The organism is Marivita geojedonensis, assembly GCF_002115805.1.
GTDB classification, from domain to species: Bacteria; Pseudomonadota; Alphaproteobacteria; order Rhodobacterales; family Rhodobacteraceae; genus Marivita; species Marivita geojedonensis.
Map to the genome: position 1 here is coordinate 125257 of NZ_JFKC01000003.1, position 25677 is coordinate 150933.

A 25677-nucleotide genomic window follows, 5' to 3' on the forward strand; every position below is an offset into this window, starting at 1 on the left:
TCATGTGGCGTCACATTGCGTCTAACGCACTGACTTTTCTCGTCGTTCTGTTCTTTCTGTTCGGCGGCGTCCTGATCTGGGCGCAGAACAGTTACGTCTCGGAAGGGCCGTTGGAGCAGGCAATCTGCGTGCAGGTCGAACGCGGGAGCAATTTTCGTCGGGTGTCCGAGTCCCTTGCAGAGGATGGCGCTGTGTCCAGCGCGGCGCTGTTCAGGATCGGTGCGGATTATGCGGGAAAGACCTCGCAGTTGAAGGCGGGGTCGTACCTTGTGCCCGAAGGCGCGTCGATGGCGCAGATCGTCGATATCGTGACGCGGGGCGGGGCGAGCACCTGCGGTACTGAAGTGGTCTATCGCGTGGGCATCACGCGCGCCACGGTGCAGGTTCGGGAGCTTGACCCGGCGACCGGACGCTTTGTTGAAATTGCAGAGTTCGATCCGGCTGAGGATGCGGTTCCGGAAGAGTATACCGAGGTGAAGGCCGAAGCCGATACGCGGTATCGGGTGGCTCTGGCGGAAGGTGTGACCAGCTGGCAGATCGTGCAGGAGCTGAACCAGATCGACGTTCTGGAGGGCGAGATCGAAGAGATCCCGGCAGAGGGGTCTCTGGCCCCTGACAGTTATGAAATCAGCCCCGGCGACACGCGGGCTGAGCTGCTGGAGCGGATGGTGTCGGCGCAGGACCGGATTCTGGCGGAAGCCTGGGCAAACCGGCAGGACGGTCTGCCGTATGACAGCCCCGAGGAGGCGCTGATCATGGCGTCGATCATCGAGAAGGAGACCGGCACACCGGACGAGCGGTTCCTTGTGTCGAGCGTCTTCGTCAACCGTCTGGAGCAGGGTATGCGGCTTCAGACTGACCCGACCGTGATTTACGGAATCACCCGTGGTCAGGGCGTGCTGGGGCGTGGGATCCGGCAGAGCGAATTGCGGGCGGAAACGCCGTGGAACACCTATGTGATCGACGGGCTGCCACCGACCCCGATTGCCAATCCAGGACGGGCCAGCATCGAGGCGGCTCTGAATCCGGATGACACCGGTTACATCTTCTTCGTTGCCAAGACGCTTGATCCGGCAGATGGACACAATTTCGCGGAAACTCTGGCGGAGCATAACGAGAATGTTGCGGCATACCGGGCGCTTGAGGCGCAACGGGAGAATTGACCCGTCGCGTGATTGATCCGGTGGGCGCGTCATGGGCCTGATCGAACTGCTGTTGATCGGCGCGGTGGTGTTCGTCGTTGCCGGGTCGGTCAAGGGGCTGGTGGGCATCGGACTGCCCACAGCCGCGATCAGCATGTTGACCATGGTCATCGATCCCAGAACGGCGATTGCGATGGGGCTTGGGCCGATCATCGCTTCGAACGCATGGCAGATCTGGACGATGGGAGATCTGCGCGGGGCGATCTCGCGGTATTGGGTCTTTGCGATTTTGCTTGGCGTGAGCGTGTTCCTGACCGTTCTGCTGTCTGCCGAGGTGTCGGACCGGGTGATTTTTCTGGCCCTCGGTCTGTCCATCGTGTCTTTCGCGGTGTTGAATCTGCGCTTTGCCATGCCGCGTATTCCCGACCGGTTTGACAGGCTGGCGCAGGTGGCCTTTGGCAGTTTTGCGGGCATTCTGGGCGGGCTGTCGGGCGTCTGGATTGCCCCCATCATCATGTATATGAGCGCACGGCAGGTGCCCAAGGACGAGTTTGTGCGGGCGACGGGTCTTTTGCTGTTCGTGGGCGGCGTACCTTTTTCGGTGGCCTATGTGCAGCAGGGGCTGGTGACACAGGAACTGGGCCTTGTGTCGCTGCTGTTGATCCTGCCGACCCTGCTGGGGTTCTCACTGGGGGCCAAGTTGCGGAAGCGGTTTTCGAATGAGGGTTTCCGCAAGCTGGTGCTGTACGTCTTCCTGATCCTTGGCCTGAACCTGCTGCGGCGGGGGATTTTCTGAACCGCGCGTGGTGTGGTTAAGGAAACCTGAATCACTTCAATTTGTGGCGGGCTCATGGGTCTTGTGGCCTCGGGGGCGAAGTCTTTCCAGGGTGTAAACCCGCCGCGCGCCGCGTTAGGCGCTTCTTTCCTGATGTGCAGTCTAGTGCCCGGTGCCTGCTAGGCATCAACAGGTTACGGGGCGACCCGGGACCTGCCGGTGCGTCGATGGACGGAGATCCATTCAGCACAGGAGGCAGGGATCGCATGGTTCTGATCACTGCAGAAGAAACGGGCCGCGCGCTTGAGACCGAGCGCGAGGCCATTGCGCAGGAATTGCGGGCCATCCGCGAGATGGTGGCGGCTCTGCGCAGGAAAGTGGAGGCCGGAGAAACAGGCACGGCCAGCGAGGCAGCCAAGGCGCTTGCCGATCTTCGTGTCTGGCTGAAACACGCCAAGGAAACGGAGGTTCAGATTGAAAGACATCGCCGAGAACATGCCGCCATTGACGGAGCTTACGGGCTTGACCTCGATGCGGCGCGGGTTGCGGTCGGGTGCCGACTTGATCGCCTCCGCCAGTGTTGCCGAGAAGGACGCGTTTCTGAGCAGTCTTGAAGAGGTGGACGGGGCGCTGTTGGCGCTGCGCTATCTGTTCGAGTTCTGGGCGCATCCGCACCAGTTGCCCCCCGAGGGGGACTGGCGGTCATGGGTGATCCTTGGTGGGCGCGGCGCGGGGAAAACCCGCGCCGGTGCCGAATGGGTGCGACAGGTGGTCGAGGGGTCGCGGCCGAAGGATGCCGGGCGCGCGCGGCGTCTGGCGCTGGTGGGCGAGACATTGGATCAGGTGCGCGAGGTGATGATCTTTGGCGACAGCGGGATCATGGCCTGTTCGCCGCCTGATCGGCGGCCCGAATGGCTTGCGACGCGGCGGATGCTGCGCTGGCCCAACGGGGCTGAGGCGGTGGCCTGTTCGGCGCATGATCCGGAGAGTTTGCGCGGGCCGCAGTTTGACGGCGCCTGGGTGGATGAGATCGGGTGTGCGGCGGTGAATAAGGCGACGAATGAGCCGAACAAGTTTCTGGATCCGAAGAGTTCGGAGAGCACGTTGCCGGCCTATGCGAACGGGTTGCGCGATGAGTTGATCCAGCATCAGTATCTGCGGGCAATGCTGAGCTATTGGGGCGATCCGGCGAACAACCCCGTATCCGGCGTTACCGGTGAGCCGATGATCGACATGGGGCGGGTGTTTGTCTGGGCGTGGGACGCGCGGCCCTATCCGTGGTTTCCGAATACGGACGAGATGTGGTCGGACGGACCGAATTATCGACGTGGCCACTGGATCAATGGGCGGGTGTCGGGGCGGACTCTGGCCTCGGTTGTTTCTGAGATTTGCGAGCGCTCGGGGCTGCATGACTATGATGTGAGTGCGCTTTACGGCTTTGTGCGCGGCTACCTTGCGCCGAACGTGTCTGACGCGCGGCGTGCGTTGCAGCCGTTGATGATGGCCTATGGGTTCGATGCCATTGAACGCGACGGGGTTCTTGTTTTCCGCAATCGCAATGGAGCGCAGGCCGTGTCCTTGGCCGACGACCAGCTTGCGGCGCATGTCGATCTGGGTGCCGACGTGGTGCAGAGCCGCAGCTCGGAGGCCGAGATGTCGGGAAGAGTGCGGCTGAACTTCGTCGAAGCGGATGGGGACTATCGCAATATCGCGGAGGAATCGGCGCTGCCGGACGAAAGCACGCATGCGGTGGCCGAAAGCGAGGTGCCGCTGCTCCTGACGCGGCCAGAGGGGCGGCAGGCGGTGGAACGCTGGCTGAGCGAGGCGCGGGTGTCGCGGGATGCGGTGCGCTTTGCGCTGCCATTGTCACAGCAGGCGCTGGGCGCGGGGGATGTGGTGCGGTTGCCGGCCGAGGCCGGAGACATGACCGTGCGCATCGACCGGGTGGAACAGACGACGCATCAACTGATTGATGCGGTGCGGATCGAGCCTGAGGTTTACCATCCGGCAGATTTCCCGGACGATCCTACGCCGTCGCAGCGGTATGTTGCCTCCGGGCCGGTGCTGCCGCTCTTCCTCGATCTGCCGCTGATCACCGGCGATGAGGTGCCCCATGCGCCGCATCTGGCGGTGACGGCCGACCCGTGGCCGGGGGATGTGGCGGTCTACGATGCGGCCGAGGATGCGGGCTATTCTCTGAACGGGCTGGTTGCTGTGGCATCGACCGTCGGGGTGACGGTCGATCCGGTTGCGCGTGGGCCTTCGGGGCTGCTGGATCATGCGACGCAGATTGATGTCACGCTGACATCGGGCAGCCTGTCGTCGGTCAGCGAGGCGGGGTTGCTGGGGGGTGCAAACCTTGCGGCGCTTGGAACCGGAGAGCCAGGGGCCTGGGAGGTGATCCAGTTCCAGACGGCGCAGTTGATTGCACCCGACGTTTGGAGGTTGTCCAATCTCCTGCGGGGACAGTATGGCACCGATGCGCTGGTGTCGGACGTGCTGGGTGCGGGGGCGTATTTCGTACTGCTTGATGGCTCACCACGACAGATTGCCCTCGCAGCTGCGCAAAGAGGACAGGACAGACACTACAGGATCGGACCAGCGGACAAACCGGTTGATCATGCGGTGTACCGGCACGAGGTTCATGCCTTTGAAGGCGTGGGGTTGCGCCCTTACAGCCCTGTCCATCTGTCGGCGTCGATGGGCGGTGCTGATCTGTCCATATCCTGGATTCGCAGAGGGCGGATCGATGCGGACGGTTGGGACTTGCCTGATATTCCGCTGGGGGAAGATCGGGAAGCCTATGTGCTGCGGGTTCTTGCCGGAGGCGTCCCGGTCAGGACAGTGGAGCTGTCGGCTGCGGAATGGATATACACGGCAGCGATGCAGTCCGAGGATGCTGTCGCAGGGCAGATTGAGGTCGAAGTGGCGCAGCTGTCCGACCGCTTTGGACCCGGACCTGCTGCGCGCATTGCCGTAAGCCTGTGACGCCGGTGATCTATAACGACGTGCTGGCCGCGGTTTCGGTTGTTGCTGCGGTCTCGGCCGAGCAGCGCGCCGCCGTTGTCGCACGCTTGCTGCGAGAAGCTGATCTTGCCGAAAGTCATCGTCTCATCCACGGGGCTGCCCATCCTGTGTTTGGGGACGGCAGTCTGATGGCTGCGGCTCTGCGCTACCAACGGCGCGGATCGGCGTCGTTTCAGGATCGCGAAGGCCTGGCGGCGTGGCGCTGCGTGATCGATGCTCTGTGCGCCCGGTTGGATCAGCCCGACGCGCAGCTAATACAGCGGCGGGCTGTGGGGTCCAGTTCCAGCCGTTTTGGGGCGATGTTGTCTCCGCAGTCCTCGCAATAACCGAAATCGCCATCATCGATCCGGGTGAGCGCCGCGTGCAGGGCTTTGCGAAGACCGTCCCGCCGCGCCTGAGTGGCTTTCGCCATCGACTGGCTGAGCAGCGCATCCTGCCGGGAGAGGCGGCCTACGGCCTGTTGATCCAGCGTGACAACCGATTGCCCGTCGCGGCCAAGGCCGTCTTCGGCATCGAGATCGGTCAGACGGTCTTTGATCAAGGCCCGAAACCTGCTGCGGTCTGCATCATTCAAAATGTTGATCCCTGCCATCACGGCTTTGCGTTTTCGATATTCGATCCTATCTGCTATACCCGGCACGTCAAAGGAGAGATGGCATGGCTGAAACACGCGCAAAACTCGCATCGGTCGATCCGGTCTGGGCCCGCATCGTCAAGGAAGCGGACGAAGCGGTGGCCAAGGAACCGCTGCTTGGGGGCATGATCCATTACTCGGTGCTGCACCACCCCAGCCTCGAGCGGGCACTGAGCTACCGGATTTCGCTGAAACTGGCCAATGGCGAGATGACCGAGCAGATTCTGCGCGAAATCTGTGATGAAGCCTTTGCGTCCGATCCCAGTCTCGCCATGGCAGCGCGCGCGGATATCGTAGCGGTTTATGAGCGCGACCCGGCCTGCCATCGGTTCCTGCAACCGTTGCTGTTTTTCAAAGGATTCCAGGCGATCCAGTGCTACCGTGTGGGCAATTGGCTCTGGCGGCAGGGACGGACGGATCTGGCCTATTTCGTGCAGATGCGCTGCTCGGAGGCGTTTGGTGTCGATATCCACCCGGCCGCGAAGATCGGGCAGGGGATCATGATCGACCATGCCCATTCCATCGTGATCGGCGAAACGGCTGTCGTGGGCGACAACGTGTCGATGCTGCATTCCGTGACGCTGGGCGGGACCGGCAAGGAAGAGGAAGACCGGCATCCGAAGATCGGTGACGGTGTGCTCATTGGGGCTGGGGCGAAGGTGCTTGGCAATATCAAGGTTGGCAATTGCTCGCGCGTCGCGGCCGGGTCCGTGGTGCTGGAGGAAGTGCCGCCCTGCAAGACCGTGGCGGGTGTGCCGGCGCGGATCGTGGGCGAGGCCGGGTGTTCGCAGCCTGCAATCAGCATGGATCAGATTCTGCGCTCTGGCGCGTGATACGAGCGAAGGCGATGCGGTGACGCATCGCCTGTTTCCGGTGACGGAAACAGGGGGCGCTGCCCCCGCCACCCTTCGGGTGACTCCCCCGAGATATTTTCAGCCCAAAGAAGCCAGGGTCAGGCCAGCATGGCCATCGGGTTTTCCAGATTGTCGACAATGACTTGCAGCAGTTCTGCGCCGAGGGCGCCGTCGATCACGCGGTGATCCACGGACAGTGTCATGGACATGACCGTTGCGACTTTGACGGTGCCGTCTTCGCCAACCACCGGTTTTTTCAGGCCTGCCCCGACTGCGAGGATGGCGCCATGCGGCGGGTTGATGACAGCGTCGAAGTTTTCGATGCCGAACATCCCGAGGTTGGAGATGGCAAAGCTGCCGCCCTGGTATTCATGCGGCGCGAGTTTGCGGTCGCGGGCGCGGGTGGCGAGGTCTTTCATTTCAGACGAGAGCGCAGAAAGGGATTTCTGGTGCGCGTCTTTCAGAACGGGTGTGAAGAGACCGCCTTCGATGGCGACGGCCACAGCCACATCCGAGGGTTCGAGTTGCAGAATGCGGTCGCCCGCCCAGACGGCATTGGCGGCGGGTACCTGTTGCAGAGCCAGCGCGCAGGCTTTGATGATGAAGTCATTCACGCTGAGTTTGACGCCGCGCTTTTCGAGCTGTGCGTTGAGCTGGGCACGGAAAGCCATGAGAGGGTCGAGGGTGACGGACCGGCGCAGGTAGAAATGCGGGATGGTCTGTTTGGCCTCGGACAGACGTGCGGCGATGGTCTTGCGCATGCCGTCGAGCGGCAGTTCGTTATAGGCGCGGCCTTCGTACATGCGGGCGATGGCGTTGGCATCGACCGGTTTTGCGGCCGGCGTCGGATCGGCGGCGGCAGGTGCGGCGGCTTGGGCCGGGGCGGCGGAGGGTTGCGCGCTGGCGCCTTCGACATCGGCTTTGACAATGCGTCCGCGCGGGCCGGAGCCTGTGATCTGGCTCAGATCGAGCCCTTTCTCGGCGGCGATGCGGCGGGCGAGGGGGGAGGCGAAGACGCGGTCACCGCTTTTGGCCGGCGCAGGGGGCGCGGCAGTGGGTGTGGATGCGTCTTCGGCGGGTTTGGCCGGGGCCGCTTGTGGAGTGGGGGCCGGTGCAGCGTCGAGATCGTCGGCGCTTTCGCCGTCTTCGAGCAGCATCGCGATGGGGGTGTTGACCTTTACGTCTGCGGTACCTTCGGCAACGAGGATCTTGCCGATCACACCTTCATCGACGGCTTCGACTTCCATCGTCGCCTTGTCGGTTTCGATCTCGGCGATCACATCGCCGGATGACACCGCGTCGCCTTCCTTGACCAGCCATTTTGCCAGCGTGCCTTCCTCCATCGTGGGGGAGAGGGCGGGCATGAGGATTTCGATTGGCATGTCAGGTCTCCTCGATCAGGGTGATGAGGTCATAAGGGTCTTTGGGTGTTTTCCCGGCTTTCAGCGTCGCTACGGCTCGCGTGATCTGACGCTTGTGCGCGCCGATCCATTCGTAGGCCGACTGATGCGACGGGCGGGCCTCGTTCGGGAATCTGTCCATCAGGCATTCCGGAACCAAAGCCGCGCCTTCGGGTGTGACCACGTGATAGGCCTCGCGGGCGACGTCGCGGGTGCGGACGGTCAAGTCACCATTCATCGGTAGCAGACCTTTTTCGCCGCCTCGATCACTTCGGCCGTTGTCACCAGCGCGTGTTTTTCGAGGTTCGCGGCATAGGGCATGGGCACGTCCTTGCCGGTCAGGTTCAGCACCGGTGCGTCGAGATAATCAAACGCGCGTTCCATGATGACGGCGGAAAGGTGGTTGCCGATGGCACCGACGGGGAAGCCTTCTTCGACCGTGATGCAGCGGTTGGTTTTCTGCACCGAGGCCAGCACGGTGTCATAGTCGATCGGGCGCAGGGTGCGCAGGTCGATCACCTCGGCCTCGATCCCGTCTTGTGCAAGCTTTTCCGCGGCGTCCAGGGCGTAGGTCATGCCGATGCCGAAGCTGACGATGGTCAGGTCCGAGCCTTCGCGCCAGACGCGCGCCTTGCCGAAGGGGACGGTGTAATCGTCGATCTCGGGCACCTCGAAGCTCTTGCCATAGAGGATTTCGTTTTCGAGGAAGATCACCGGGTTCGGGTCGCGGATCGCGGTCTTCAGCAGGCCTTTGGCGTCGGAGGCTGAGTAGGGCATCACCACCTTCAGACCGGGGATGTGCGCGTACCACGCGGCGTAGTCCTGGCTGTGCTGCGCGGCCACACGGGCGGCTGCGCCATTGGGGCCCCGGAACACCATCGGAGCGCCCATCTGCCCACCCGACATATAAAGCGTCTTTGCGGCGGAATTGATAATCTGATCAATGGCTTGCATGGCGAAGTTGAACGTCATGAACTCGACGATCGGACGCAGGCCACCAAAGGCGGCGCCAACGGCGATGCCGGTGAAGCCGTGTTCGGTGATCGGCGTGTCCATCACCCGGCGCGCGCCGAATTCGTCCAGCAGTCCCTGGCTGATCTTGTAGGCACCCTGGTATTCGCCGACTTCTTCGCCCATGAGGAACACGTCCTCGTCGCGGCGCATTTCTTCGGCCATCGCGTCGCGGAGCGCTTCGCGGACGGTTGTCTGTTTGGTCTTGGTGCCTTCCGGCCAGGGGGCTTCAGCCTTGGGTGCTGCCAAGGCGGGTTCCGCTTCCGCAGGTTTGGCAGGGGCGCTAGCCGTGGCCGCAACCGGTGCAGCGGTCGCCGCAGGGGCTGACGGTGTCGCGTCTGCGACGCTTTCGCCGTCTTCGACCAGCACCGCGATAGGGGTGTTGACGCGCACACCTTCGGTGCCTTCGGCGATCAGGATCTTGCCGACGATGCCTTCGTCCACCGCTTCGAATTCCATCGTCGCCTTATCGGTTTCGATCTCGGCCAGGATGTCACCGGCGCTGACGGTGTCGCCTTCCTTGACCAGCCATTTGGCCAGCGTGCCTTCTTCCATGGTGGGCGAGAGGGCGGGCATGAGTACTTCGGTCGCCATCACACGGCCTCCTCTGCGTAAATATCTGTCCAGAGTTCATCGAGGCTCGGTTCCGGGCTTTCGCGGGCGAAATCGGCGCTGGCGTTGACGATGGCCTTGATCTCTTTGTCGATGGCTTTGAGGTCGTCTTCGGTCGCGTGTTTGCCGGTCAGCAGCATCTCGCGGACATGTTCGATGGCGTCGCGTTCCTCACGCATTTTCTGCACCTCTTCACGGGTGCGGTACTTGGCCGGGTCCGACATGGAGTGGCCGCGATAGCGGTAGGTTTTGACCTCGAGAATGTAGGGGCCTTTGCCAGAGCGGCAGTGTTTGACGGCCTTGTCGCCAGCCGCCTTGACCGCCAGAACGTCCATCCCGTCGACCGCCTCGCCGGGGATGCCGAAGGCTTCGCCGCGGGTGTGCAGATCTGGGGTCGAGGTTGAACGGCGCTGTGCGGTGCCCATGGCGTACTGGTTGTTTTCAATGACGAAAATCACAGGAAGCTGCCAGAGCGCGGCCATGTTGAAGGTCTCGTAGACCTGGCCCTGGTTGGCGGCGCCATCGCCGAAATAGGTGAAGGTTACACGGTCGGTGCCCTTGTATTTGTCCGCAAAGGCCAGGCCCGCGCCCAGCGGCACCTGCGCGCCAACGATACCATGTCCGCCGTAGAAATCTTTTTCCTTGGAGAACATGTGCATGGAGCCGCCTTTGCCCTTGGAATAGCCGCCCTCGCGTCCCGTCAGTTCGGCCATCACGCCGTTCGGGTCCATGCCGCAGGCCAGCATGTGACCGTGATCGCGGTAGGAGGTGATACGCTTGTCGCCTTCGTCGGCGGCGGCCTCAAGCCCGACAACCACGGCTTCCTGACCGATGTAAAGGTGACAGAACCCGCCGATGAGACCCATGCCATAGAGCTGGCCGGCCTTTTCCTCGAACCGCCGGATCAGCAGCATGTCGCGGTAATAGGCGGTGAGTTCCTCTGCCGAGACATTCGGCTGGCTTGCTGCCTTGGCCGATGTTTTGCGTGCCGCCATGGGCGCCTCCCTGCGAAACTGTTTAGCGTTAAACCTTTTTTGGCAGCCTACGATCATCCCTTCGGCGAACGCAAGTGCCGACTTGGTCGTAAGCGCCCGTCTTGCCGCGCGTGCTTTGCATTGATTCGGGGCAGGGCCTTTGTCCGCAATCGAGATGTGGCAGAACAATGGCAGGAGCGCTCTGGGGACTGTTCAAGACCGACGGACAATGATGGCCAAAATTGGGCTGATTTAACCAAATCTAGAGACATCGTGGCTGAAATAAGGAGAGATTAAGGCCTCTGCTCAGTTCGGGACCACAATTATGCCAGAAATCTCTGCGTATGGATTTATGGGATCTGAAGCCTCTCAGGGGCTGTTCGGCGCAAATGTGCTTGCGACACGGTCTTCACTGGAGCAGGGCGGCGACTATGACCGCCTGATCGAGGAACTGGGCGTTGGATCCTTCCGTTACCCCGGCGGTTCCCTGACGGAACGGTATTTCGACATCACCAATCCCAATGCGTCGCTCGTCACCGACCGCGATACCGGCGAAATGCGCGATTTCATTCCGCTCAACGAAGCGCTGTCATACGCCGGGGCCGAGGGGCTGTCGGTGACCGTCGTGATTCCGACCCGCAATCTGCTCTCGACAACGGCGGATGCAAACGGGGACCGGTTCGCGGCCATCGACGAGGATGCGCTGCGCGGCTTCGTGCGTGATGTGGTCAGCGGCGTACACGGATCGGCCGAGATCGAGGCGTTCGAACTGGGCAACGAATACTGGGGCAGCGGCCAGATGACCTCGGTCGAGTATGGCCGCCTTGCGAGTGAAATGGCGGTCATCGTCAACGATGAACTCAACGCTCTGAATTCGGACGCGGACATCATCGTGCAGTCCGGCGCGAACTTCGACTATGCGCGTCTGAATGAACAGTTCAGCGGCGATATGACCGGTGCAGACATCCTTGCCGCCCTCAATGCCAGCCATGGCCTGAACCTCGACGCGGACAGTCTTTACAGTTCGGGTGAGGTCAACTGGACCAACGTCGCCAACGAAATGATCCTGTCCGAATTCGACACCGAGGCGGAGCGCAGCGCTGTCGATCAGGTCGCGGTGCATGTTTACTCGCGCGGGCAGGTGACCGAAAGCCAGCGCAGCTTCTTCCTCAACAATACTGACGAAACATGGGGCGAACAGATCCCCGAGGCGCAGATTGCGGTGACGGAATGGAACACTGCCGGTAACACCGGGTCGCTGGACCGCAACAGCGATTACGGGCTGCACCAGTCCCACGAGATGATCAACATCATGGAGGAATTCCTCCGGTATGATGTTGAAACGGCGCATGTCTGGCCGCTCATTCAGAACACGCCCAACACATTGAGCGTTGATGACGGTCAGGCCGACCTGACGCCGGGCGGGGCGATCTTCAGCATGATGCAAGAGGCGCTGCCCGGCAAAACCGCGATCGACCTCACGCCGGAAAGCGGTGCGGATACCGAGGTCGAGGAAGACGGCATCGCGCTGCACGGTTTCTGGGAACCGGATGAATTGTTGTTCTACGTCGCCGCCACCGAAGAGGGTGGGGCCGATACGTCGGTGGATTTCTCGGGGCTGGTGTCCGAAGCCGGCCGCGTCGAAATTACGGTTCTTGGTGTCACCGAGGGCGATCCGATCGGGGCGAACACCTCAACCGTTGAAATCGAGGCGCTTGATCCGGCCAGTGTGATGGCGGGTACAACGCTGTCCGTGCAGATGGATCAGGGTGAGATCATGCAGGTCCGAATGTTCGGCTTTACCCCGTCGCAGGAATTTCAGGACGTGATTTCGAACGAAGCACCCGAAGCCCTGCCGGAACCGATGATCGACCCGTTCACAGAAGAAGCGGCGGTCGAAACCGACGACAGCGTGATTGATTTTCCCACAGTCGCCGCCACTGCAGCGCCCGATGAATTCCTCGCGATGGAAGAGGCGGAGGCGCTTGATGAGGCTGAGGATGACAGCGATGACGGCATGGCCGATCTGGTCGCCGCGCTGCCCTTCCTCGGACTGCTGGTACTGTTCATCTGACTGCAAATCCCGCCAGCGGAACGTCTGGGTCAGCGCACCACGATTTCGTCCGTGCGGATCATGCCCAGCATGTCACGGGCGCGTTCATCCAGCAGGTCCAGATCAAGATAGGTGTCCGAGAGGCGCCGGGTGAGGTTTTCCATCCGCGCCACTTCGATTTCGAGCGCCTCGAGTTCGGCCTCCAGCTCTCGCGTTTCGACGAGTATCTCGGCGCGGCGGAACACGCCGTAATCGCCCTGAACGGCAGCAAAGATGAAATAGGCACCCACGCAGAACGAGCCTGCGAAAAACACAAGTCCCCCAAGGGCTGGTCGTGTGCGGTGTTGCGTCATCATCTGCCTCTGATCGCACCTCTTTCCGGGCGCGTGGCGTCACAATTGCACAGGGGACTCCGCGAGGGAATTCCCCTGTCATGTTTTTTTCATCAAAACCTTCAGGAAGCCTGCGGCTGTTGCTTTCAGGACTCGCCCTTGGGCCAGGATCAGCCCAAGGCGGCGACACCCGGCAGGGTTTTGCCTTCCATCCATTCAAGGAACGCCCCGCCTGCGGTCGAAATGTAGGTGAAGCTCTCTGCCGCATCCGCCTTGTTCAGCGCCGCGACAGTGTCACCCCCGCCCGCGACCGAAATCAGCTTGCCCGACCGGCTGAGCCCCGCCGCATACGCCGCCGCTGCATTGGTAGCCGCATCGAAGGGCGGGATTTCAAACGCGCCCAGCGGGCCGTTCCAGATCAGGGTCTTCGCGCGGTCAAACGCCTGGCAGATATGCGCCACGCTGTCGGGGCCGGCGTCGAGGATCATCGCATCCGAGGGGCAGTCTTCGGTCTTGACGGTCTGCGCCTCGGCCCCCGCCTTGAATTCACGCGCCACAACCACGTCACGCGGCAACAGCAGTTCGCAGCCGGTCTGGGTGGCTTTTTCAGCAATCGCGCGGGCAGTGTCGGCCAGATCGTGTTCGCAGAGCGACTTGCCCACATCCACGCCCTGTGCCGCGAGGAAGGTGTTGGCCATGCCGCCGCCGATCACGAGGATGTCCACCTTTTCAATGAGATTCGACAGCAGGTCGAGCTTGGTGGACACCTTCGCGCCGCCGACCACGGCCACGACGGGGCGTTGCGGATTGCTCAGCGCCGCCTCCAATGCGCGCAATTCGGCCTCCATCAGACGACCGGCACAGGACGGCAGCAGATGCGCCACACCCTCGGTCGAGGCATGGGCGCGATGCGCGGCCGAGAAAGCGTCGTTGCAATAGACATCGCCAAGAGAGGCCAGGAACTGCGCCATTTTGGGGTCGTTCGCCTCTTCCATCGGGGTGAACCGGGTGTTTTCCACCAGCACCACCGCGTCAGCGGGCAGGGCGTCGATCTCGTCGCGCGACGGTCGTTCCATGAAGGTCACGTCGCGGCCAAGCGCCTCTTCCAATGCCGGCTGGACAAGGCGCAGGCTCATTTCGGGGTTCGGTTTGCCCTTTGGGCGCCCGAAATGCGCCAGCAGGATCGGCGTTCCGCCCTTGGCCAGAATGTCGGTGATCGTCGGGACGATCCGGGTGATGCGCGTGGCATCCGTCACCCGTCCGTTTTCCAGCGGAACGTTGATGTCCACCCGTGTCAGCACGCGCTTGCCAGCGAGATCCATGTCGTCGAGCGTTTTCCAGGCCATATGCCCCTCCTGATCACTTTGCCCCGTGATGGCCGGGAGCGGGCCGGAGGTCAATGCGGTCCTTGGCAATCGGCATGCTGCGGCTTAAGTGTTGCCGCAACTTTACATCTGAAGGAGCGCGGCATGGCCGAGATCAAAGACCCCGAGAACACGATCCTCATCGAACTGAAGGACGGCACCGTCACCATCGAACTGCTGCCGGATGTGGCACCGAAGCATTCCGAACGCATGAAGGAACTGGCCCGCTCCGGCGCCTATGACAACGTGTGTTTCCACCGGGTGATCGACGGCTTCATGGCGCAGACCGGCGACGTGGAGCATGGCGACATGGAAGACGGTTTCAACCTGCGCCGCGCGGGCACGGGTGGGTCGGACCTGCCGGACCTGCCGGCGGAGTTCTCCAAACTGCCGCACGACCGGGGCACGCTGGGCGCGGCGCGGTCGCAGAACCCGAACTCGGCCAATTCGCAGTTCTTCATCAACTTCAAGGACAACCATTTCCTGAACGGTCAGTACACGGTTTATGGCCGCGTGATTTCCGGCATGGAACACGTGGACGCGATCACCCGTGGTGAGCCGCCTGCGAACCCGGACCGGATGATCTCGGTCAAGGTGGCTGCAGATGCGTAAGCTGGCGCTGGCCTTTTCGCTGCTGGCGTCCCCGGCGCTGGCCACAGGTCTGCAGATCGAGATTGCGGGCGAGGCCAATGGAACCGTCGTGATTGACCTCTTCGAGGACGTGGCGCCGCAGCACGTGGCTCAGATCACCGCACTTGCGGAAGAGGGTGCCTATGACGGCATCGTCTTTCACCGGGTGATCGACGGGTTCATGGCGCAGACCGGCGACGTGCAGTTCGGCAAGCTGGAAGGTGGCGACATGCGCATGGCGGGACGCGGTGGTTCTGACCGACCCGACCTGCCTGCGGAATTCTCCGATCTTCCGTTTGATCGCGGTGTCGTCGGTATGGCGCGGTCGCAGAACCCGAACTCGGCCAATTCCCAGTTTTTCATCATGTTCCAGGAAGGCTATTTCCTGAACGGTCAATACACCGTTGTCGGAACTGTGACCGAAGGCATGGATGTGGTCGATGCGATCAAACGCGGCGAAGGTCGCAATGGCGAAGTCATGGGCCGCCCCGATGTGATGGCCGATGTGACGGTGATCGAGTGATTTTACGGCGCGTGGCCCCTATCGGGCCACGCTCTGTTTGAGCCGCTGCCGCCCTTGGGCGGCATCGGCGGCGGCTGAAGTTTGCAAAGTCTCGCCTCTGACATGGGGGTTTGAAGATTTGCAAAGTCGCATTTGCATATTTGTAAAAAGAAGAAGCAGCGGATCGCGCCCTGTCACAGACGCGTGTGGCGGACTGTGCACGTCGCGGGTTTTACGGCAAACTGATCGCATCAGGGGGAGGATGTCTGATGCGTCTGCCATTTGTTTCGGTTCTGCTGGCACTTGTTCTGGCCTCATCGGTCTGGGCGAGCCCCGAGTTCTGGCGGTATGAATGGCCGGACACGAATTTCGAAAAGACCTCTGTATCCAATTGGGTGGAGATCCTGTCCGGTGGGCCACCCAAGGATGGCATCCCGGCGTTGGACAATCCGGATTTCGTGCCCGCCTCGGACAAGGCCGGGATTGACCCGACGGAGCCGGTGATCACGCTTGAGATGGGTGGACAGGCGCGGGCCTATCCGATCCGCTATCTGACTTGGCATGAGATCGTGAACGATGTGGTGGGTGGTGTGCCCGTGGCGGTGACCTTCTGCCCGCTCTGCAATTCGGCACTGACTTTTGACCGGCGGATCGATGGCCGGGTGTTGAGCTTTGGCGTATCCGGCAAGCTGCGCCATTCCGACATGATCATGTATGACCGGGAGACGGAAAGCTGGTGGCAGCAGGCGATTGGTGAAGCGATTGTCGGCGACCTGACCGGGGCCGAGTTGAGGACGCTGCCAAGCTGGATGGAAAGCTGGGCCGAGTTTCTGGAGCGTCATCCCAACGGGTTGGTGATGGCGGAGCCGGGCCACAACCGTGACTATGGGCGCAATCCGTATCGGGGCTATGACAGTTCGGCGCGTCCGTTCCTTTATTCAGGAGACTTGCCGCCGCATGGGATTGATGCGCTTGCGCGGGTGATCCGGGTGGGGGACCGGGCCTGGCCCATGGAGCGGCTGGCGCGCGAGGGCGAAGTCCGCGAGGCCGGTGTTGTGATCTCTTGGCGCTCGGGGCAAGCCTCGGCGCTGGATACGGGCCGGATCGGGGATGGCCGCGATGTCGGGTCGATCCGGGTGCGCGACGGGCAGGGCCGGGATGTGCCGCATGACGTGATGTTCGCCTTTGCCTATCACGCCTTCTGGCCGGAGGGCATCTGGATGCTTGGGAACTGACGGCGAAACGCAGGCAGGAGGCGCAGCCATGTGCCGCCCAGGTGATGTCTGTGTGCGCCGGTGCGGAGCTTGAACCGGTCAAGACCGTCCGGTCCGGTGAGCAGACCGAGATCCAAAGTGCTGTAGCCTCGGGCCTGCAGCCAGATCATCGTCTTCCACAGCATGAGAGTATGCGCATTTGCCGCGCGACCGGCCTTCGTCGTGACGGCGATGTGATAGGTCGACCACGGTCGATGGCAGAGGATCAGCATTCCGGCGATCGGTCCGTCGCTGTTCTGCGCGGTGATGACGCGGGCCTGACCGGGGTTTTCCCGGGCAAACGTGTCGAGCAGGCGTATGGGCCAGTTGCGGTAGCCTTGTGATTTTTGCTGGGCGCGTTCGGCTTGGATGAGCCAGGCGTGGTGCGTCGGGTGATATGCCGTGTTGGTGATACGCAGATCGCCCTTTTCCGCCTTGTTCAGGGCACCGCGCCAGGAAGGGTGCAAGGTCTTCCGCATTCGGCGTGGTTCGCAGAGCGGAAGCAAAGCCACGGATTTCGGTCTGGACAGCCTGATCAACCCGTCGGTTGGTGTTTCCGGGCTGTTGGTGTTCACGATCAGCGGTCCGCGCAGGTCAAGACTGTGCAGGTACGCGGCCTCATCTGCGGCGGCAAGCCCGACCGGACCGCGAGAGATGAGGTTGACGGGTCCAATGAGCGGGATGTGACGGGTTTGGATCAGGCAGCGCCCCTGATGACCAATCGCGTCGGTGCGCACCCGCGTCCCAAGGGCGCGCAGGGTGTTGGCGTAAGCATCTGATTGCGGGAGCGGATTGGGCAACATGTGCGCAACATCGCGCGGGAAGGTTGCCGTTTTGTTAACGCGCGCCCGGCATCCTCAAAGACGCCGGGCGCTGTTTTTTTGTTCAGCCCATCTTCACCAGAGCGTGGCGCTTCTTGCCGGCGCTGAGCTTGATCGGGTTGGCAAGGGCCGCCGCGTCGATCATCAGTCCCGCATCGGTGAGTGGTTCGTCATCAAGCCGCGCACCGTTTTCGGCGATCAGGCGCTTGGCCTCCTTGCCGGATTTGGCGAGGCCTGTCTTGACGATCAGTTGCACGATGGAAATGCCGTCACCGATCTCGTCCGAAGTCAGGGCGACGGTCGGCAGGTCATCCCCGATGCCGCCTTTCTCGAACACTTCGCGCGCGGTGGCCTCGGCTGCCGCAGCGGCCTCGGCGCCATGGCAGAGCATTGTCACCTCGTTGGCGAGGATGATCTTGGCGTCGTTGATCTCGGACCCGGCCAGCGCGCCAAGGCGGTTGCATTCCTCGATCGGCAGCTCAGTATAGAGCTTGAGGAAGCGGCCCACATCGGCATCGGTGGTGTTGCGCCAGAACTGCCAGAATTCATAGGGCGAGCGCATGTCGGCATTGAGCCAGACCGCGCCATCGGCGGATTTGCCCATCTTCTTGCCGTCGCTCGTGGTCAGCAGCGGCGAGGTGAGGCCGTAGATCTCGTGATCCAGCACGCGGCGGGTCAGGTCGATGCCGTTGACGATATTGCCCCACTGGTCCGAGCCGCCGAACTGCACCAGGCAGCCGTAACGGCGGTTCAGTTCGAGGAAGTCGTAGGCCTGCAGGATCATGTAGTTGAATTCGAGGAAGGACAGCGACTGTTCGCGGTCGAGGCGCGATTTCACGCTCTCGAACGACAGCATGCGGTTGACGCTGAAATGCCGCCCGATATCGCGCAGGAAATCGAGGTAGTTCAACCCGTCCAGCCATTCGGCGTTGTTGAGCATCAGCGCGCCAGTGGGGCCGTCATCGTATGAGATGTACTTGGCGAAGACCTGCTTGATGCCGTCGATATTGTCGTCGATCTGTTCCGGCGTCAGAAGCGGGCGTTCGTCCGCACGAAAGGACGGGTCGCCCACCTTGGTGGTGCCGCCGCCCATGAGCGTGATCGGCTTGTGCCCGGTTTTCTGCAGCCAGCGCAGCATCATGATCTGGATGAGACTGCCCACATGCAGCGATTTCGCCGTGGCGTCGAACCCGATATAGCCCGGCACCACCCCTTTGATCAGTGCCTCGTCAAGGCCCTGATAATCGGTGCAGTCGGCCAGAAAGCCACGCTCCATCATGACGCGCATGAAGTCCGATTTGGGATGGTAGGTCATGGGGTTGCCTCGTTATAGAATGGTGGGGGCAGCTATACGCAGGGCAGGGCAAAAGGTGAAGGGCAAGTTGGCAGAACCGATCTGGGCCTTGGGCGCAATGTCGGGCACGTCTCTGGACGGGGTCGATGCGGCGCTGGTGCGGACAGATGGGGTGACGATTTCCGAGTTCGGCGCGTCGGGTTACCGCGCCTATTCGATTGACGAACAGGTGGTTCTGCGTGCGGCGTTGGGCAAATGGCCGGGCGACGACCTTGATGCGGCGGCGGATGTCGTGCTGCGGGCGCATATAGCCGCGCTCAAAGGGTTCGATGCGGATGTTGTCGGCTTCCACGGCCAGACGCTGGCGCACGAGCCGCGTGGGCGCGGTACACATCAACTGGGCGATGGAGCGGCCCTGGCCGAGGCGCTGGCGCGCACGGTTGTGTGGGATTTCCGCTCGAACGATGTCGAGTTGGGAGGCGAGGGCGCGCCGCTTGCACCGTTTTTCCACTGGGCCTGTGCGAAATGGATCGGGGCGGAGGCGCCTCTGGCCTTTCTGAACCTCGGCGGCGTGGGTAATCTGACCTGGGTTGATCCATTGTCGCGCGCGCCGGAGGAGGAGGGCGCTCTTCTCGCGTTTGACACCGGGCCGGCCAATGCGCCGATCAACGATCTGCTGATGGAACGACGCGGTTTGTCGTTCGACCAAGACGGCGCGTTGGCATCGCAGGGCGAAGTGGTCGATGGTGCTCTGGAGTTGTTCCTTGAGGAAGGGTACTTCCGCAAGATGCCGCCCAAGTCTCTGGATCGAAATGATTTTTCCCTCATGCTCGATCTCGTGAGGGAACTGGGCGATGCGGATGCAGCGGCGACCATGACGGCGATGGCGGCGGCGTCGGTTATGCAGGGTATGGAGCATTGTCCGGTTCCGCCGGAGCGGGTGCTGGTCACGGGAGGCGGGCGGCGCAACCCGGTGATGATGGCAATGCTGGAAAGCGCGCTCGACTGTCCGGTGCTGCCGGTCGAAACGGTGGGATTGGACGGCGATATGCTTGAAGCGCAGGCCTTCGCCTATCTCGCTGTGCGGGTGCTGCGTGGGCTTCCGACCTCGGCACCAGGTACGACAGGTGTGCGGGCGCCAGTTGGCGGCGGGCAGATTTCGCGGGTGTGATCAAATGCGCGCCTGCGGCGCACAGTATCAGCTTGCCGCGCTTCTTGCGCGCCAAGCGATTGGGGCGCTGCCCCAAACCCCGAGGTATTTTGGGCCCGAAGAAACCAATTGTTAAGGCTGTCGGGCTATTTCTGAGATACGGTACAGGCGGAGGCGCCGATGACCGTGCCCGAAGAAGCGACTGACATGTCGGATTGCTTCAACGCCCGCCGCGATCTGCTCGTGGCGGGCGTTCTTGCGATGTATGGGTTTCTTTGGGCTGAAAATACCTCGGGGAGCGCGAGGGGCTGGCCCCTCGCATGCACCGCAATTCAACCGCCGGTGTGGCTCATGTGTCGCGAGACGCGTCCATCGACGGTCTGGCGGGAATAATCAAAGTCATGCCCCTTGGGTTTCAGCGCAATCGCGTCGCGGATCGCCTGTTCCAGTGGGGCATCGCTGTTGGGGTGGTTGCGCAGGGCCGAGCGCAGGTCGGCATTGTCTTCCTGCCCCAGACACATGAACAGTTCGCCGGTGCAGGTCAGTCGGACGCGGTTGCAGCTTTCGCAGAAATTATGCGTGAGCGGCGTGATGAAGCCGATCTTCTGTCCCGTTTCCTCGACACGGACATACCGCGCGGGGCCGCCGGTGCGTTCGGGCAGGTCGGTCAGTGTGTATTCCTTGCGCAGTTCGTCGCGCAGGTCGCTGAGTTTCCAGTACTGGCCCAAGCGGTCCTCGTTGCCGATATCGCCCATCGGCATGACCTCGATGAAGGTCAGATCCATGTCCCGGCTCTTGCACCATTCGGTGAGGGTGAACAACTCATCCTCGTTGAAGCCCTTGAGGGCCACCGTGTTGATCTTGACCCGCATGCCGGCCTTTTGAGCGGCATCAATCCCCTTGATAACCTGGGGCAGGCGGCCCCAACGGGTGATGTCCGCGAATTTCTGTTCGTCCAGCGTGTCGAGCGAGATATTGATCCGGCGTACACCGGCATCGAAAAGGTCACCAGCAAAGCGGTCGAGCTGCGAGCCGTTTGTCGTCAGCGTCAGTTCCTTGAGCGCGCCCGCATCCAGATGCCGGGTCATCGCCCGGAAGAACGTCATGATGTCCCGCCGGACCAGCGGTTCACCCCCGGTAATCCGGAGCTTCTCCACGCCGAGGCGGATGAAGGTCGAACACATACGGTCCAGCTCTTCCAGCGTCAGCAGTTCCTTCTTTGGAAGGAACGTCATGTTTTCCGACATGCAATAGACGCAGCGGAAATCGCAGCGGTCGGTCACGGAGACGCGAAGGTAGGAGATCGCGCGCTGAAAGGGATCAATAAGCGGTGTCATGCCGCAGAGCCTAGCCTTTCGTTCGGGGCTGGGCAAGTATGGGACGATATGGTTTTGTGGGACGATGGTCGGAGGTATCGGTGCAGAAGAAACTTGGAATTCTGGGGCTTTGTGCCGTTCTGGCAGGATGCGGGATTCTGCCAAAAGAAACACAGGATGCACCGCCTGTCCAAGCGGTTGCTGATGGGCAGATGCGTCCCCAGTCGCGGCCCGAAACGCTCGATACATCTGCCCGTCGACCGCCCCCGACAGCGCGGACGGTTGAAGAGTTCGACACCACCACCCGCGACGAACGCGAAGCAGCTGCCAGCGCACCGGTAAGTGCCGAGCGCGCACTCGGGTCAACAATCGTGTCGCTGGGCGATCCGACGCGACCGGGGTTCTGGGTCGAGACCTCGCTTGTCTCCGCGCCGGGCAAGGGGCGCGTTGTTAATCCCGATACCGGGCAATCTGCCCAGGTCGATCTGCTTCCCGCTGACGGCACCGGAAGCCGGATGTCACTTGCCGCGATGCGGTTGATCGGTGTGCCCTTGACGGGTTTGGCGGAGGTTGTGCTGTTTTCAGGCGGATAAATGCCGCGCCGCTTCCTTGCGGGCGAAGGGTTTCATCCGGTCACCGTGTTTGGAGAGGAACGCTCGGGCGCGATCAGGGTCGTGGCGTGAGAGGTCCCGGAGCCACCACGCCACGGCTTTCTGAATGAACCAGTCGGTGTCATCGAGATAGCCTGCGGCCCACCCAAGGATGCGGTCGCGGGCTGCGGTTTCATCGGCGGTGGGGTGGTTTTGCTTGGTCCACGGCAGGGTGATGACCAACGCGGCGCGCCGGGTCCACATATGATCGCTGGCTGTCCATGTATCCACTGTATCGAGGCGGGAGGGATCAGCGGTCAGACGGCGTTGACCGGCCATGCAGGCGTGATCGGCAATGGCCCAGCTGTCGAAATCTGGCACCCAGCTTTGGATCAGCTGCCATGCGGCCTCGTCGGATGGTTTGATCCGGGCCTGTGTCAGCAGTTTGGAGGCGGCCACGCGCGCTTCAAAGATATTGGTGTTCCAGAGATCCGCCGCCAACCGCAGCCGTGTGTCGAGGTCAATCTGCTGGCGCCAGTCCCGGACAAGTGCGTCGGTGTCAGGGTTGGCGACGCCCAGATAGGGGCGGTCGACCTTGTGATAGGCGGCCATCTGTTCTGCGCGCCCCGTTTGCGCCCGGGCGCGCAGTTCCGACAGAGCCTCGTCCAGTGTCATTCCACGGTAACGGATTTGGCGAGGTTGCGGGGCTGATCCACGTCTGTGCCTTTGGCGATTGCTGCATGATAGGCGAGAAGCTGCGCAGGCAATGCGTACAGCAGAGGCGACAGGACCGGATCGACTTCGGGCAGGGTAATGGTACGCCAAACGTCTGATCCGGTGGCTTCTGCGCCAGCGGCATCTGTGATGAGGCAGACTTTCCCGCCACGGGCCATGACTTCCTGCATGTTGGACACGGTCTTTTCAAACAGTGCGTCGCGCGGGGCCATGACGATCACGGGTACAGATTTGTCGATCAGCGCAATGGGGCCATGCTTGAGTTCGCCTGATGCGTAAGCTTCGGCATGTATATAGCTGATTTCTTTGAGTTTAAGGGCGCCTTCAAGGGCGAGGGGGTGCATCAGGCCGCGCCCGAGGAACAGGACATCGCGAGCCTCTGCGATCTGCCGCGCCGCGTCGGCGATTGTAGGGTCACGATCCAGCGTGGCGTTGAACAGCCCCGGCAGAGCGCGCAGCTGGGTCAGTTTTTCAGCGCAGTCGCCAGCAGACATTGCGCCTCGTTCGACGGCCGCTTTCAGCGCGAGAAGCAGCAGCGTGTTGAGCTGGCATGTAAACGCCTTGGTCGAGGCGACGCCCACCTCGACCCCTGCGTGGATGGGCAGGGCGATGTCGCTTTCACGTGCGATGGAGCTTTCCGATACATTGACGACGGACAGGATGCTGTCAGCCTTCCCGGCGCAGTACCTCAGCGCGGCCAGAGTGTCGGCGGTTTCGCCCGACTGCGATACAAAGAGCGCAATCGTGCCCGGTGTGACCGGAGGTTCGCGGTAACGGAACTCGGACGCGATATCGACTTCGACAGGAAGTCTGGCCAGCTGTTCGAACCAGTATTTCGCTGTCAGGCAGGCATAGAAAGCCGTGCCGCAGGCCACCATTGTGATCCGGTCGATCTTGGTGAAATCGGGCAGCGCGTCGGGCATCACGATCTGATTGCCGTCCAGGTAGGCTCGGAGCGCATCGGCAAGCACCGTGGGTTGCTCGGCGATTTCCTTGGCCATGAAGTGTTTGTAGCCGGCTTTGTCCACACGGGTCGCATCCGTGTTGATCTTGCGGCTTGGGCGGGTCACGCGGGCGCCACTTTCATCAAAGATATCAACCGTTTGCCGGGTCAGAACGGCACAATCGCCTTCTTCGAGATAGGTGATCGTATCCGTCAGAGGAGCCAGCGCAATGGCGTCCGATCCAACGAACATTTCGCCCTCACCATGGCCGATGGCCAGGGGGCTGCCCTTGCGGGCGGCAACGATCAGGTCGTCTTCGCCATCGAACAGGAACGCCAGCGCAAAAGCGCCGTCCAGTCGTGCAAGACAGGCACGGGCCGCGTCCACATGGCTCATCCCCTGCTTCATGTAGTGATGGGTCAGCAGGGCAACGGTTTCGGTGTCCGTGTCGGTCTCCGGGGTGATCTGGTGTCTCGCCAGTTCGGCGCGCAGTTCCTTGTAGTTCTCGATGATCCCATTGTGGACAACCGCCACCGGGCCGGACTGGTGCGGGTGGGCGTTCTTGGTGTTGGGCTCTCCATGGGTGGCCCAGCGAGTGTGGCCGATGCCGGATTTGCCGGGCAGCGGGTCATGGACCAGCAGATCCGACAGGTTCACCAGCTTGCCGACGGCGCGGCGGCGATCCAGTGTGCCTTCGTTGACTGTCGCGATCCCTGCGCTGTCATAACCGCGGTATTCCAGCCGTTTCAGCGCTTCGACAAGCAGCGGTGCTGCCTCGTGTTCTCCGAGAACGCCCACAATTCCACACATACGCTTAACCCTTTGCCTGCTTGGCTTTCTTGGCGCGCAGGATGCTGAAAAGCTTGCGCGCGAAACCGTCCTTGTTGGTCTGCTCCGTTCGGGCGATGGCCATTGCGCCGTCCGGGACGTCTTTGGTCACCACGGTGGCGGTCGCGGTCATCGCTTCGTTGCCGACGGCCACCGGGGCGACCAGCATGGTGTTCGATCCGATGAACGTGTCGCGTCCGATGGTGGTGCGGTGCTTCATCACGCCGTCATAGTTGCAGGTAATGGTGCCTGCTCCGATGTTCGACCGCGCGCCAACCTCGGCATCGCCGATATAGGTGAGGTGATTGACCTTTGCGCCTTCATCAATTGCAGCGTTCTTGATCTCGACGAAGTTGCCGATATGCACGTCTTCCGCCAGTTCGGCACCGGGGCGCAGGCGGGCGAACGGGCCGACGGTGGCACCGCGGCTGACATGCGCGCCTTCGAGATGGCTGAAGGCGCGGATGCGGGCGCCGGATTCGACAGTGACGCCGGGGGCGAAGACCACGTTGGGCTCGATTTCCGCGTCGCGGCCGATGATCGTGTCAAAGGACAGGAACACCGTGTCGGGGGCCTGCATCACCACGCCATCTTCGATCAAAGCGCGGCGTTTGTTCCGTTGGAAAAGCGCTTCGGCATTGGCCAGTTCCAGACGGGAATTGATGCCAAGTGTTTCCGCCTCGTCACAGGTGACGGCGGTGGCCTTGAGGCCGCGCGCGTTGGCGAGACCGATGATGTCAGTCAGGTAGTATTCGCCAGAGGCATTGTCGTTGCCCACGTCTGCCACCAGATCAAAGAGCGTGCGGGCATCGGCACAGATAACACCAGAGTTACAGAGTGTTATGGCGCGTTCTTCATCGGTTGCGTCCTTGAATTCGACGATCCGATCCAGCGTTGTTCCATCCATGATCAACCGGCCATAACGACCGGGATCAGCAGCCTCGAACCCAAGCACAACGATATCATGTGCCGCGCGCGCAGCGATCATCTGTTCCAGCGTATCCGTGGTGATGAAAGGTGTGTCGCCGTAAAGTACGATCACGTCGCCATCAAAGCCGTCCAGCGCGTCGCGTGCCTGGGCGACGGCATGGGCTGTACCCAACTGTTCTTCCTGGCGGACGGCAATCGCGTCTGGGTCGAACTCCTGTGCGGCGGCATCGACAAGCTCGGCTCCATGCCCGGTCACGACGATTGTGCGCTCCGGCTCCAAGGCCGAGGCGGACAGCATCGCGTGGTGCAGGAGCGGCGCGCCGCCGATCTTGTGCAGGACTTTCGGAAGGTCCGATTCCATGCGGGTGCCTTTGCCCGCCGCTAGAATGACTAGGGCTGTGCTCATCGAGTTTCTCTTTGTCTTTTGCCTCTGCTCCTTTTATCGCTCTGGCCGAGTGCCGCAAGGCGGCTTATTTCACTTGTGGTTGCGAGATGTGACAGGAGAG

Annotated in this window: 25 protein-coding genes; 12 read left to right on the top strand and 13 right to left on the bottom strand. The window is 62.1% G+C overall.

The window, feature by feature from the left end:
* Positions 1 to 2 precede the first annotated feature (2 nt).
* The 5 genes from mltG (at position 3) to MGEO_RS21990 (ending at position 5270) form a co-directional block, all read left to right on the top strand.
* On the top strand, positions 3 to 1163 hold the full coding sequence (gene mltG / locus MGEO_RS05600; protein WP_085635735.1) for an endolytic transglycosylase MltG: 1161 nt from the start codon (positions 3 to 5) through the stop codon (positions 1161 to 1163).
* A 31-nt stretch (positions 1164 to 1194) separates the two neighbouring features.
* Positions 1195 to 1938, top strand: a complete 744-nt coding sequence (locus MGEO_RS05605; RefSeq protein ID WP_085635736.1) for a sulfite exporter TauE/SafE family protein — start codon at positions 1195 to 1197, stop codon at positions 1936 to 1938.
* A 245-nt stretch (positions 1939 to 2183) separates the two neighbouring features.
* Positions 2184 to 2531 (top strand): hypothetical protein, encoded by a 348-nt coding sequence (locus MGEO_RS21120; protein WP_143746234.1) that lies wholly within the window; start codon positions 2184 to 2186, stop codon positions 2529 to 2531.
* Entirely contained in the window at positions 2479 to 4905 is a 2427-nt protein-coding gene (locus tag MGEO_RS05620; protein WP_233139677.1) for a phage tail protein, read from the top strand. The genes MGEO_RS21120 and MGEO_RS05620 overlap by 53 nt, the downstream gene beginning before the upstream one ends.
* A 5-nt stretch (positions 4906 to 4910) precedes the next feature.
* On the top strand, positions 4911 to 5270 hold the full coding sequence (locus tag MGEO_RS21990) for a DUF7742 family protein (RefSeq protein WP_456299100.1): 360 nt from the start codon (positions 4911 to 4913) through the stop codon (positions 5268 to 5270).
* Here the strand turns inward: MGEO_RS21990 and MGEO_RS05625 are convergent.
* Entirely contained in the window at positions 5180 to 5485 is a 306-nt protein-coding gene (locus tag MGEO_RS05625) for a TraR/DksA family transcriptional regulator (RefSeq protein ID WP_233139681.1), read from the bottom strand. The genes MGEO_RS21990 and MGEO_RS05625 overlap by 91 nt on opposite strands.
* Before the next feature lie 116 nt (positions 5486 to 5601).
* Between MGEO_RS05625 and cysE the strand changes: the two genes are divergently transcribed.
* A complete protein-coding gene (gene cysE, locus MGEO_RS05630) occupies positions 5602 to 6411 on the top strand; it encodes a serine O-acetyltransferase (RefSeq protein ID WP_085635739.1) in 810 nt (269 codons plus the stop codon).
* 119 nt (positions 6412 to 6530) lie between these two features.
* On the opposite strand, the gene MGEO_RS05635 is transcribed toward cysE, so the two are convergent.
* The 4 genes from MGEO_RS05635 to pdhA are packed head-to-tail and all read right to left on the bottom strand — an operon-like array spanning position 6531 to position 10450.
* A complete protein-coding gene (locus MGEO_RS05635) occupies positions 6531 to 7814 on the bottom strand; it encodes a pyruvate dehydrogenase complex dihydrolipoamide acetyltransferase (RefSeq protein WP_085635740.1) in 1284 nt (427 codons plus the stop codon).
* Between the two features lies 1 nt (position 7815).
* Positions 7816 to 8070 (bottom strand): hypothetical protein, encoded by a 255-nt coding sequence (locus MGEO_RS05640; RefSeq protein ID WP_085635741.1) that lies wholly within the window; start codon positions 8068 to 8070, stop codon positions 7816 to 7818.
* Positions 8067 to 9437 carry a pyruvate dehydrogenase complex E1 component subunit beta gene (locus MGEO_RS05645; protein ID WP_085635742.1) on the bottom strand — a complete coding sequence of 457 codons (1371 nt, stop codon included), beginning with the start codon at positions 9435 to 9437 and terminating at the stop codon, positions 8067 to 8069. The genes MGEO_RS05640 and MGEO_RS05645 overlap by 4 nt, the downstream gene beginning before the upstream one ends.
* Positions 9437 to 10450: a pyruvate dehydrogenase (acetyl-transferring) E1 component subunit alpha gene (gene pdhA, locus MGEO_RS05650; RefSeq protein WP_085635743.1), complete on the bottom strand. Its 1014-nt coding sequence runs from the start codon at positions 10448 to 10450 to the stop codon at positions 9437 to 9439. The genes MGEO_RS05645 and pdhA overlap by 1 nt, the downstream gene beginning before the upstream one ends.
* Before the next feature lie 331 nt (positions 10451 to 10781).
* Here pdhA and MGEO_RS05655 point away from each other — a divergent pair, with 331 nt between their 5' ends.
* Complete coding sequence (locus MGEO_RS05655; protein ID WP_085635744.1) at positions 10782 to 12503, top strand: hypothetical protein; 1722 nt, start codon at positions 10782 to 10784, stop codon at positions 12501 to 12503.
* Between the two features lie 29 nt (positions 12504 to 12532).
* Here the strand turns inward: MGEO_RS05655 and MGEO_RS05660 are convergent, their stop codons facing one another.
* The gene (locus tag MGEO_RS05660) at positions 12533 to 12835 is read right to left on the bottom strand and encodes an FtsB family cell division protein (protein WP_085635917.1); all 303 of its coding nucleotides are present in this window, start codon (positions 12833 to 12835) and stop codon (positions 12533 to 12535) included.
* Positions 12836 to 12984: 149 nt separating this feature from the next.
* Positions 12985 to 14160, bottom strand: coding sequence for a phosphoglycerate kinase (locus MGEO_RS05665; protein ID WP_085635745.1), 1176 nt, complete (start codon positions 14158 to 14160; stop codon positions 12985 to 12987).
* Between the two features lie 123 nt (positions 14161 to 14283).
* Between MGEO_RS05665 and MGEO_RS05670 the strand changes: the two genes are divergently transcribed.
* The 3 genes from MGEO_RS05670 (at position 14284) to MGEO_RS05680 (ending at position 16545) form a co-directional block, all read left to right on the top strand.
* Positions 14284 to 14790: a peptidylprolyl isomerase gene (locus MGEO_RS05670; RefSeq protein WP_085635746.1), complete on the top strand. Its 507-nt coding sequence runs from the start codon at positions 14284 to 14286 to the stop codon at positions 14788 to 14790.
* Positions 14783 to 15331 (top strand): peptidylprolyl isomerase, encoded by a 549-nt coding sequence (locus MGEO_RS05675; protein WP_085635747.1) that lies wholly within the window; start codon positions 14783 to 14785, stop codon positions 15329 to 15331. Before MGEO_RS05670 ends, MGEO_RS05675 begins: the two co-directional genes overlap by 8 nt.
* Positions 15332 to 15579: 248 nt before the next feature.
* Positions 15580 to 16545, top strand: coding sequence for a DUF3179 domain-containing protein (locus tag MGEO_RS05680; protein ID WP_085635748.1), 966 nt, complete (start codon positions 15580 to 15582; stop codon positions 16543 to 16545).
* On the opposite strand, the gene MGEO_RS05685 is transcribed toward MGEO_RS05680, so the two are convergent.
* Together MGEO_RS05685 and tyrS are read right to left on the bottom strand one after the other, a co-directional pair.
* Entirely contained in the window at positions 16503 to 17366 is an 864-nt protein-coding gene (locus MGEO_RS05685) for a GNAT family N-acetyltransferase (protein ID WP_085635749.1), read from the bottom strand. The two genes, MGEO_RS05680 and MGEO_RS05685, sit on opposite strands and share 43 nt — an antisense overlap.
* 82 nt (positions 17367 to 17448) lie before the next feature.
* Entirely contained in the window at positions 17449 to 18699 is a 1251-nt protein-coding gene (gene tyrS / locus MGEO_RS05690) for a tyrosine--tRNA ligase (protein ID WP_085635750.1), read from the bottom strand.
* A gap of 19 nt (positions 18700 to 18718) precedes the next feature.
* Between tyrS and MGEO_RS05695 the strand changes: the two genes are divergently transcribed.
* Positions 18719 to 19849 (top strand): anhydro-N-acetylmuramic acid kinase, encoded by a 1131-nt coding sequence (locus MGEO_RS05695; RefSeq protein WP_085635751.1) that lies wholly within the window; start codon positions 18719 to 18721, stop codon positions 19847 to 19849.
* Between the two features lie 311 nt (positions 19850 to 20160).
* Here MGEO_RS05695 and moaA read toward each other — a convergent pair whose 3' ends face one another.
* Positions 20161 to 21165 carry a GTP 3',8-cyclase MoaA gene (gene moaA / locus MGEO_RS05700; RefSeq protein WP_085635752.1) on the bottom strand — a complete coding sequence of 335 codons (1005 nt, stop codon included), beginning with the start codon at positions 21163 to 21165 and terminating at the stop codon, positions 20161 to 20163.
* Between the two features lie 80 nt (positions 21166 to 21245).
* On the opposite strand from moaA, the gene MGEO_RS05705 reads away from it, so the two are divergent.
* The gene (locus MGEO_RS05705) at positions 21246 to 21737 is read left to right on the top strand and encodes a hypothetical protein (protein WP_106299121.1); all 492 of its coding nucleotides are present in this window, start codon (positions 21246 to 21248) and stop codon (positions 21735 to 21737) included.
* On the opposite strand, the gene MGEO_RS05710 is transcribed toward MGEO_RS05705, so the two are convergent.
* The 3 genes from MGEO_RS05710 to glmU are packed head-to-tail and all read right to left on the bottom strand — an operon-like array spanning position 21726 to position 25577.
* Complete coding sequence (locus tag MGEO_RS05710) at positions 21726 to 22409, bottom strand: DNA alkylation repair protein (RefSeq protein WP_085635754.1); 684 nt, start codon at positions 22407 to 22409, stop codon at positions 21726 to 21728. The genes MGEO_RS05705 and MGEO_RS05710 overlap by 12 nt on opposite strands.
* Complete coding sequence (gene glmS, locus MGEO_RS05715) at positions 22406 to 24223, bottom strand: glutamine--fructose-6-phosphate transaminase (isomerizing) (RefSeq protein WP_085635755.1); 1818 nt, start codon at positions 24221 to 24223, stop codon at positions 22406 to 22408. Before glmS ends, MGEO_RS05710 begins: the two co-directional genes overlap by 4 nt.
* A gap of 4 nt (positions 24224 to 24227) precedes the next feature.
* The gene (glmU, locus tag MGEO_RS05720) at positions 24228 to 25577 is read right to left on the bottom strand and encodes a bifunctional UDP-N-acetylglucosamine diphosphorylase/glucosamine-1-phosphate N-acetyltransferase GlmU (protein WP_085635756.1); all 1350 of its coding nucleotides are present in this window, start codon (positions 25575 to 25577) and stop codon (positions 24228 to 24230) included.
* Positions 25578 to 25677 lie beyond the last annotated feature (100 nt).

Bases quoted from the DNA above. Each gene is read 5' to 3' on its own strand.
- MGEO_RS05605 (WP_085635736.1), top strand. From the start codon at position 1,195: ATGGGCCTGATCGAACTGCTGTTGATCGGCGCGGTGGTGTTCGTCGTT.
- pdhA (WP_085635743.1), bottom strand. From the start codon at position 10,450: ATGGCGGCACGCAAAACATCGGCCAAGGCAGCAAGCCAGCCGAATGTC.
- glmS (WP_085635755.1), bottom strand. From the start codon at position 24,223: ATGTGTGGAATTGTGGGCGTTCTCGGAGAACACGAGGCAGCACCGCTG.
- tyrS (WP_085635750.1), bottom strand. From the start codon at position 18,699: ATGACCTACCATCCCAAATCGGACTTCATGCGCGTCATGATGGAGCGT.
- MGEO_RS05645 (WP_085635742.1), bottom strand. From the start codon at position 9,437: ATGGCGACCGAAGTACTCATGCCCGCCCTCTCGCCCACCATGGAAGAA.
- MGEO_RS05665 (WP_085635745.1), bottom strand. From the start codon at position 14,160: ATGGCCTGGAAAACGCTCGACGACATGGATCTCGCTGGCAAGCGCGTG.
- moaA (WP_085635752.1), bottom strand. From the start codon at position 21,165: ATGACACCGCTTATTGATCCCTTTCAGCGCGCGATCTCCTACCTTCGC.
- MGEO_RS05685 (WP_085635749.1), bottom strand. From the start codon at position 17,366: ATGTTGCCCAATCCGCTCCCGCAATCAGATGCTTACGCCAACACCCTG.
- mltG (WP_085635735.1), top strand. From the start codon at position 3: ATGTGGCGTCACATTGCGTCTAACGCACTGACTTTTCTCGTCGTTCTG.
- MGEO_RS05655 (WP_085635744.1), top strand. From the start codon at position 10,782: ATGGGATCTGAAGCCTCTCAGGGGCTGTTCGGCGCAAATGTGCTTGCG.
- MGEO_RS05680 (WP_085635748.1), top strand. From the start codon at position 15,580: ATGCGTCTGCCATTTGTTTCGGTTCTGCTGGCACTTGTTCTGGCCTCA.
- MGEO_RS05635 (WP_085635740.1), bottom strand. From the start codon at position 7,814: ATGCCAATCGAAATCCTCATGCCCGCCCTCTCCCCCACGATGGAGGAA.
- MGEO_RS21120 (WP_143746234.1), top strand. From the start codon at position 2,184: ATGGTTCTGATCACTGCAGAAGAAACGGGCCGCGCGCTTGAGACCGAG.
- MGEO_RS05675 (WP_085635747.1), top strand. From the start codon at position 14,783: ATGCGTAAGCTGGCGCTGGCCTTTTCGCTGCTGGCGTCCCCGGCGCTG.
- MGEO_RS05710 (WP_085635754.1), bottom strand. From the start codon at position 22,409: ATGACACTGGACGAGGCTCTGTCGGAACTGCGCGCCCGGGCGCAAACG.
- MGEO_RS05670 (WP_085635746.1), top strand. From the start codon at position 14,284: ATGGCCGAGATCAAAGACCCCGAGAACACGATCCTCATCGAACTGAAG.
- MGEO_RS05695 (WP_085635751.1), top strand. From the start codon at position 18,719: ATGGTGGGGGCAGCTATACGCAGGGCAGGGCAAAAGGTGAAGGGCAAG.
- MGEO_RS05640 (WP_085635741.1), bottom strand. From the start codon at position 8,070: ATGAATGGTGACTTGACCGTCCGCACCCGCGACGTCGCCCGCGAGGCC.
- MGEO_RS05660 (WP_085635917.1), bottom strand. From the start codon at position 12,835: ATGACGCAACACCGCACACGACCAGCCCTTGGGGGACTTGTGTTTTTC.
- glmU (WP_085635756.1), bottom strand. From the start codon at position 25,577: ATGAGCACAGCCCTAGTCATTCTAGCGGCGGGCAAAGGCACCCGCATG.
- cysE (WP_085635739.1), top strand. From the start codon at position 5,602: ATGGCTGAAACACGCGCAAAACTCGCATCGGTCGATCCGGTCTGGGCC.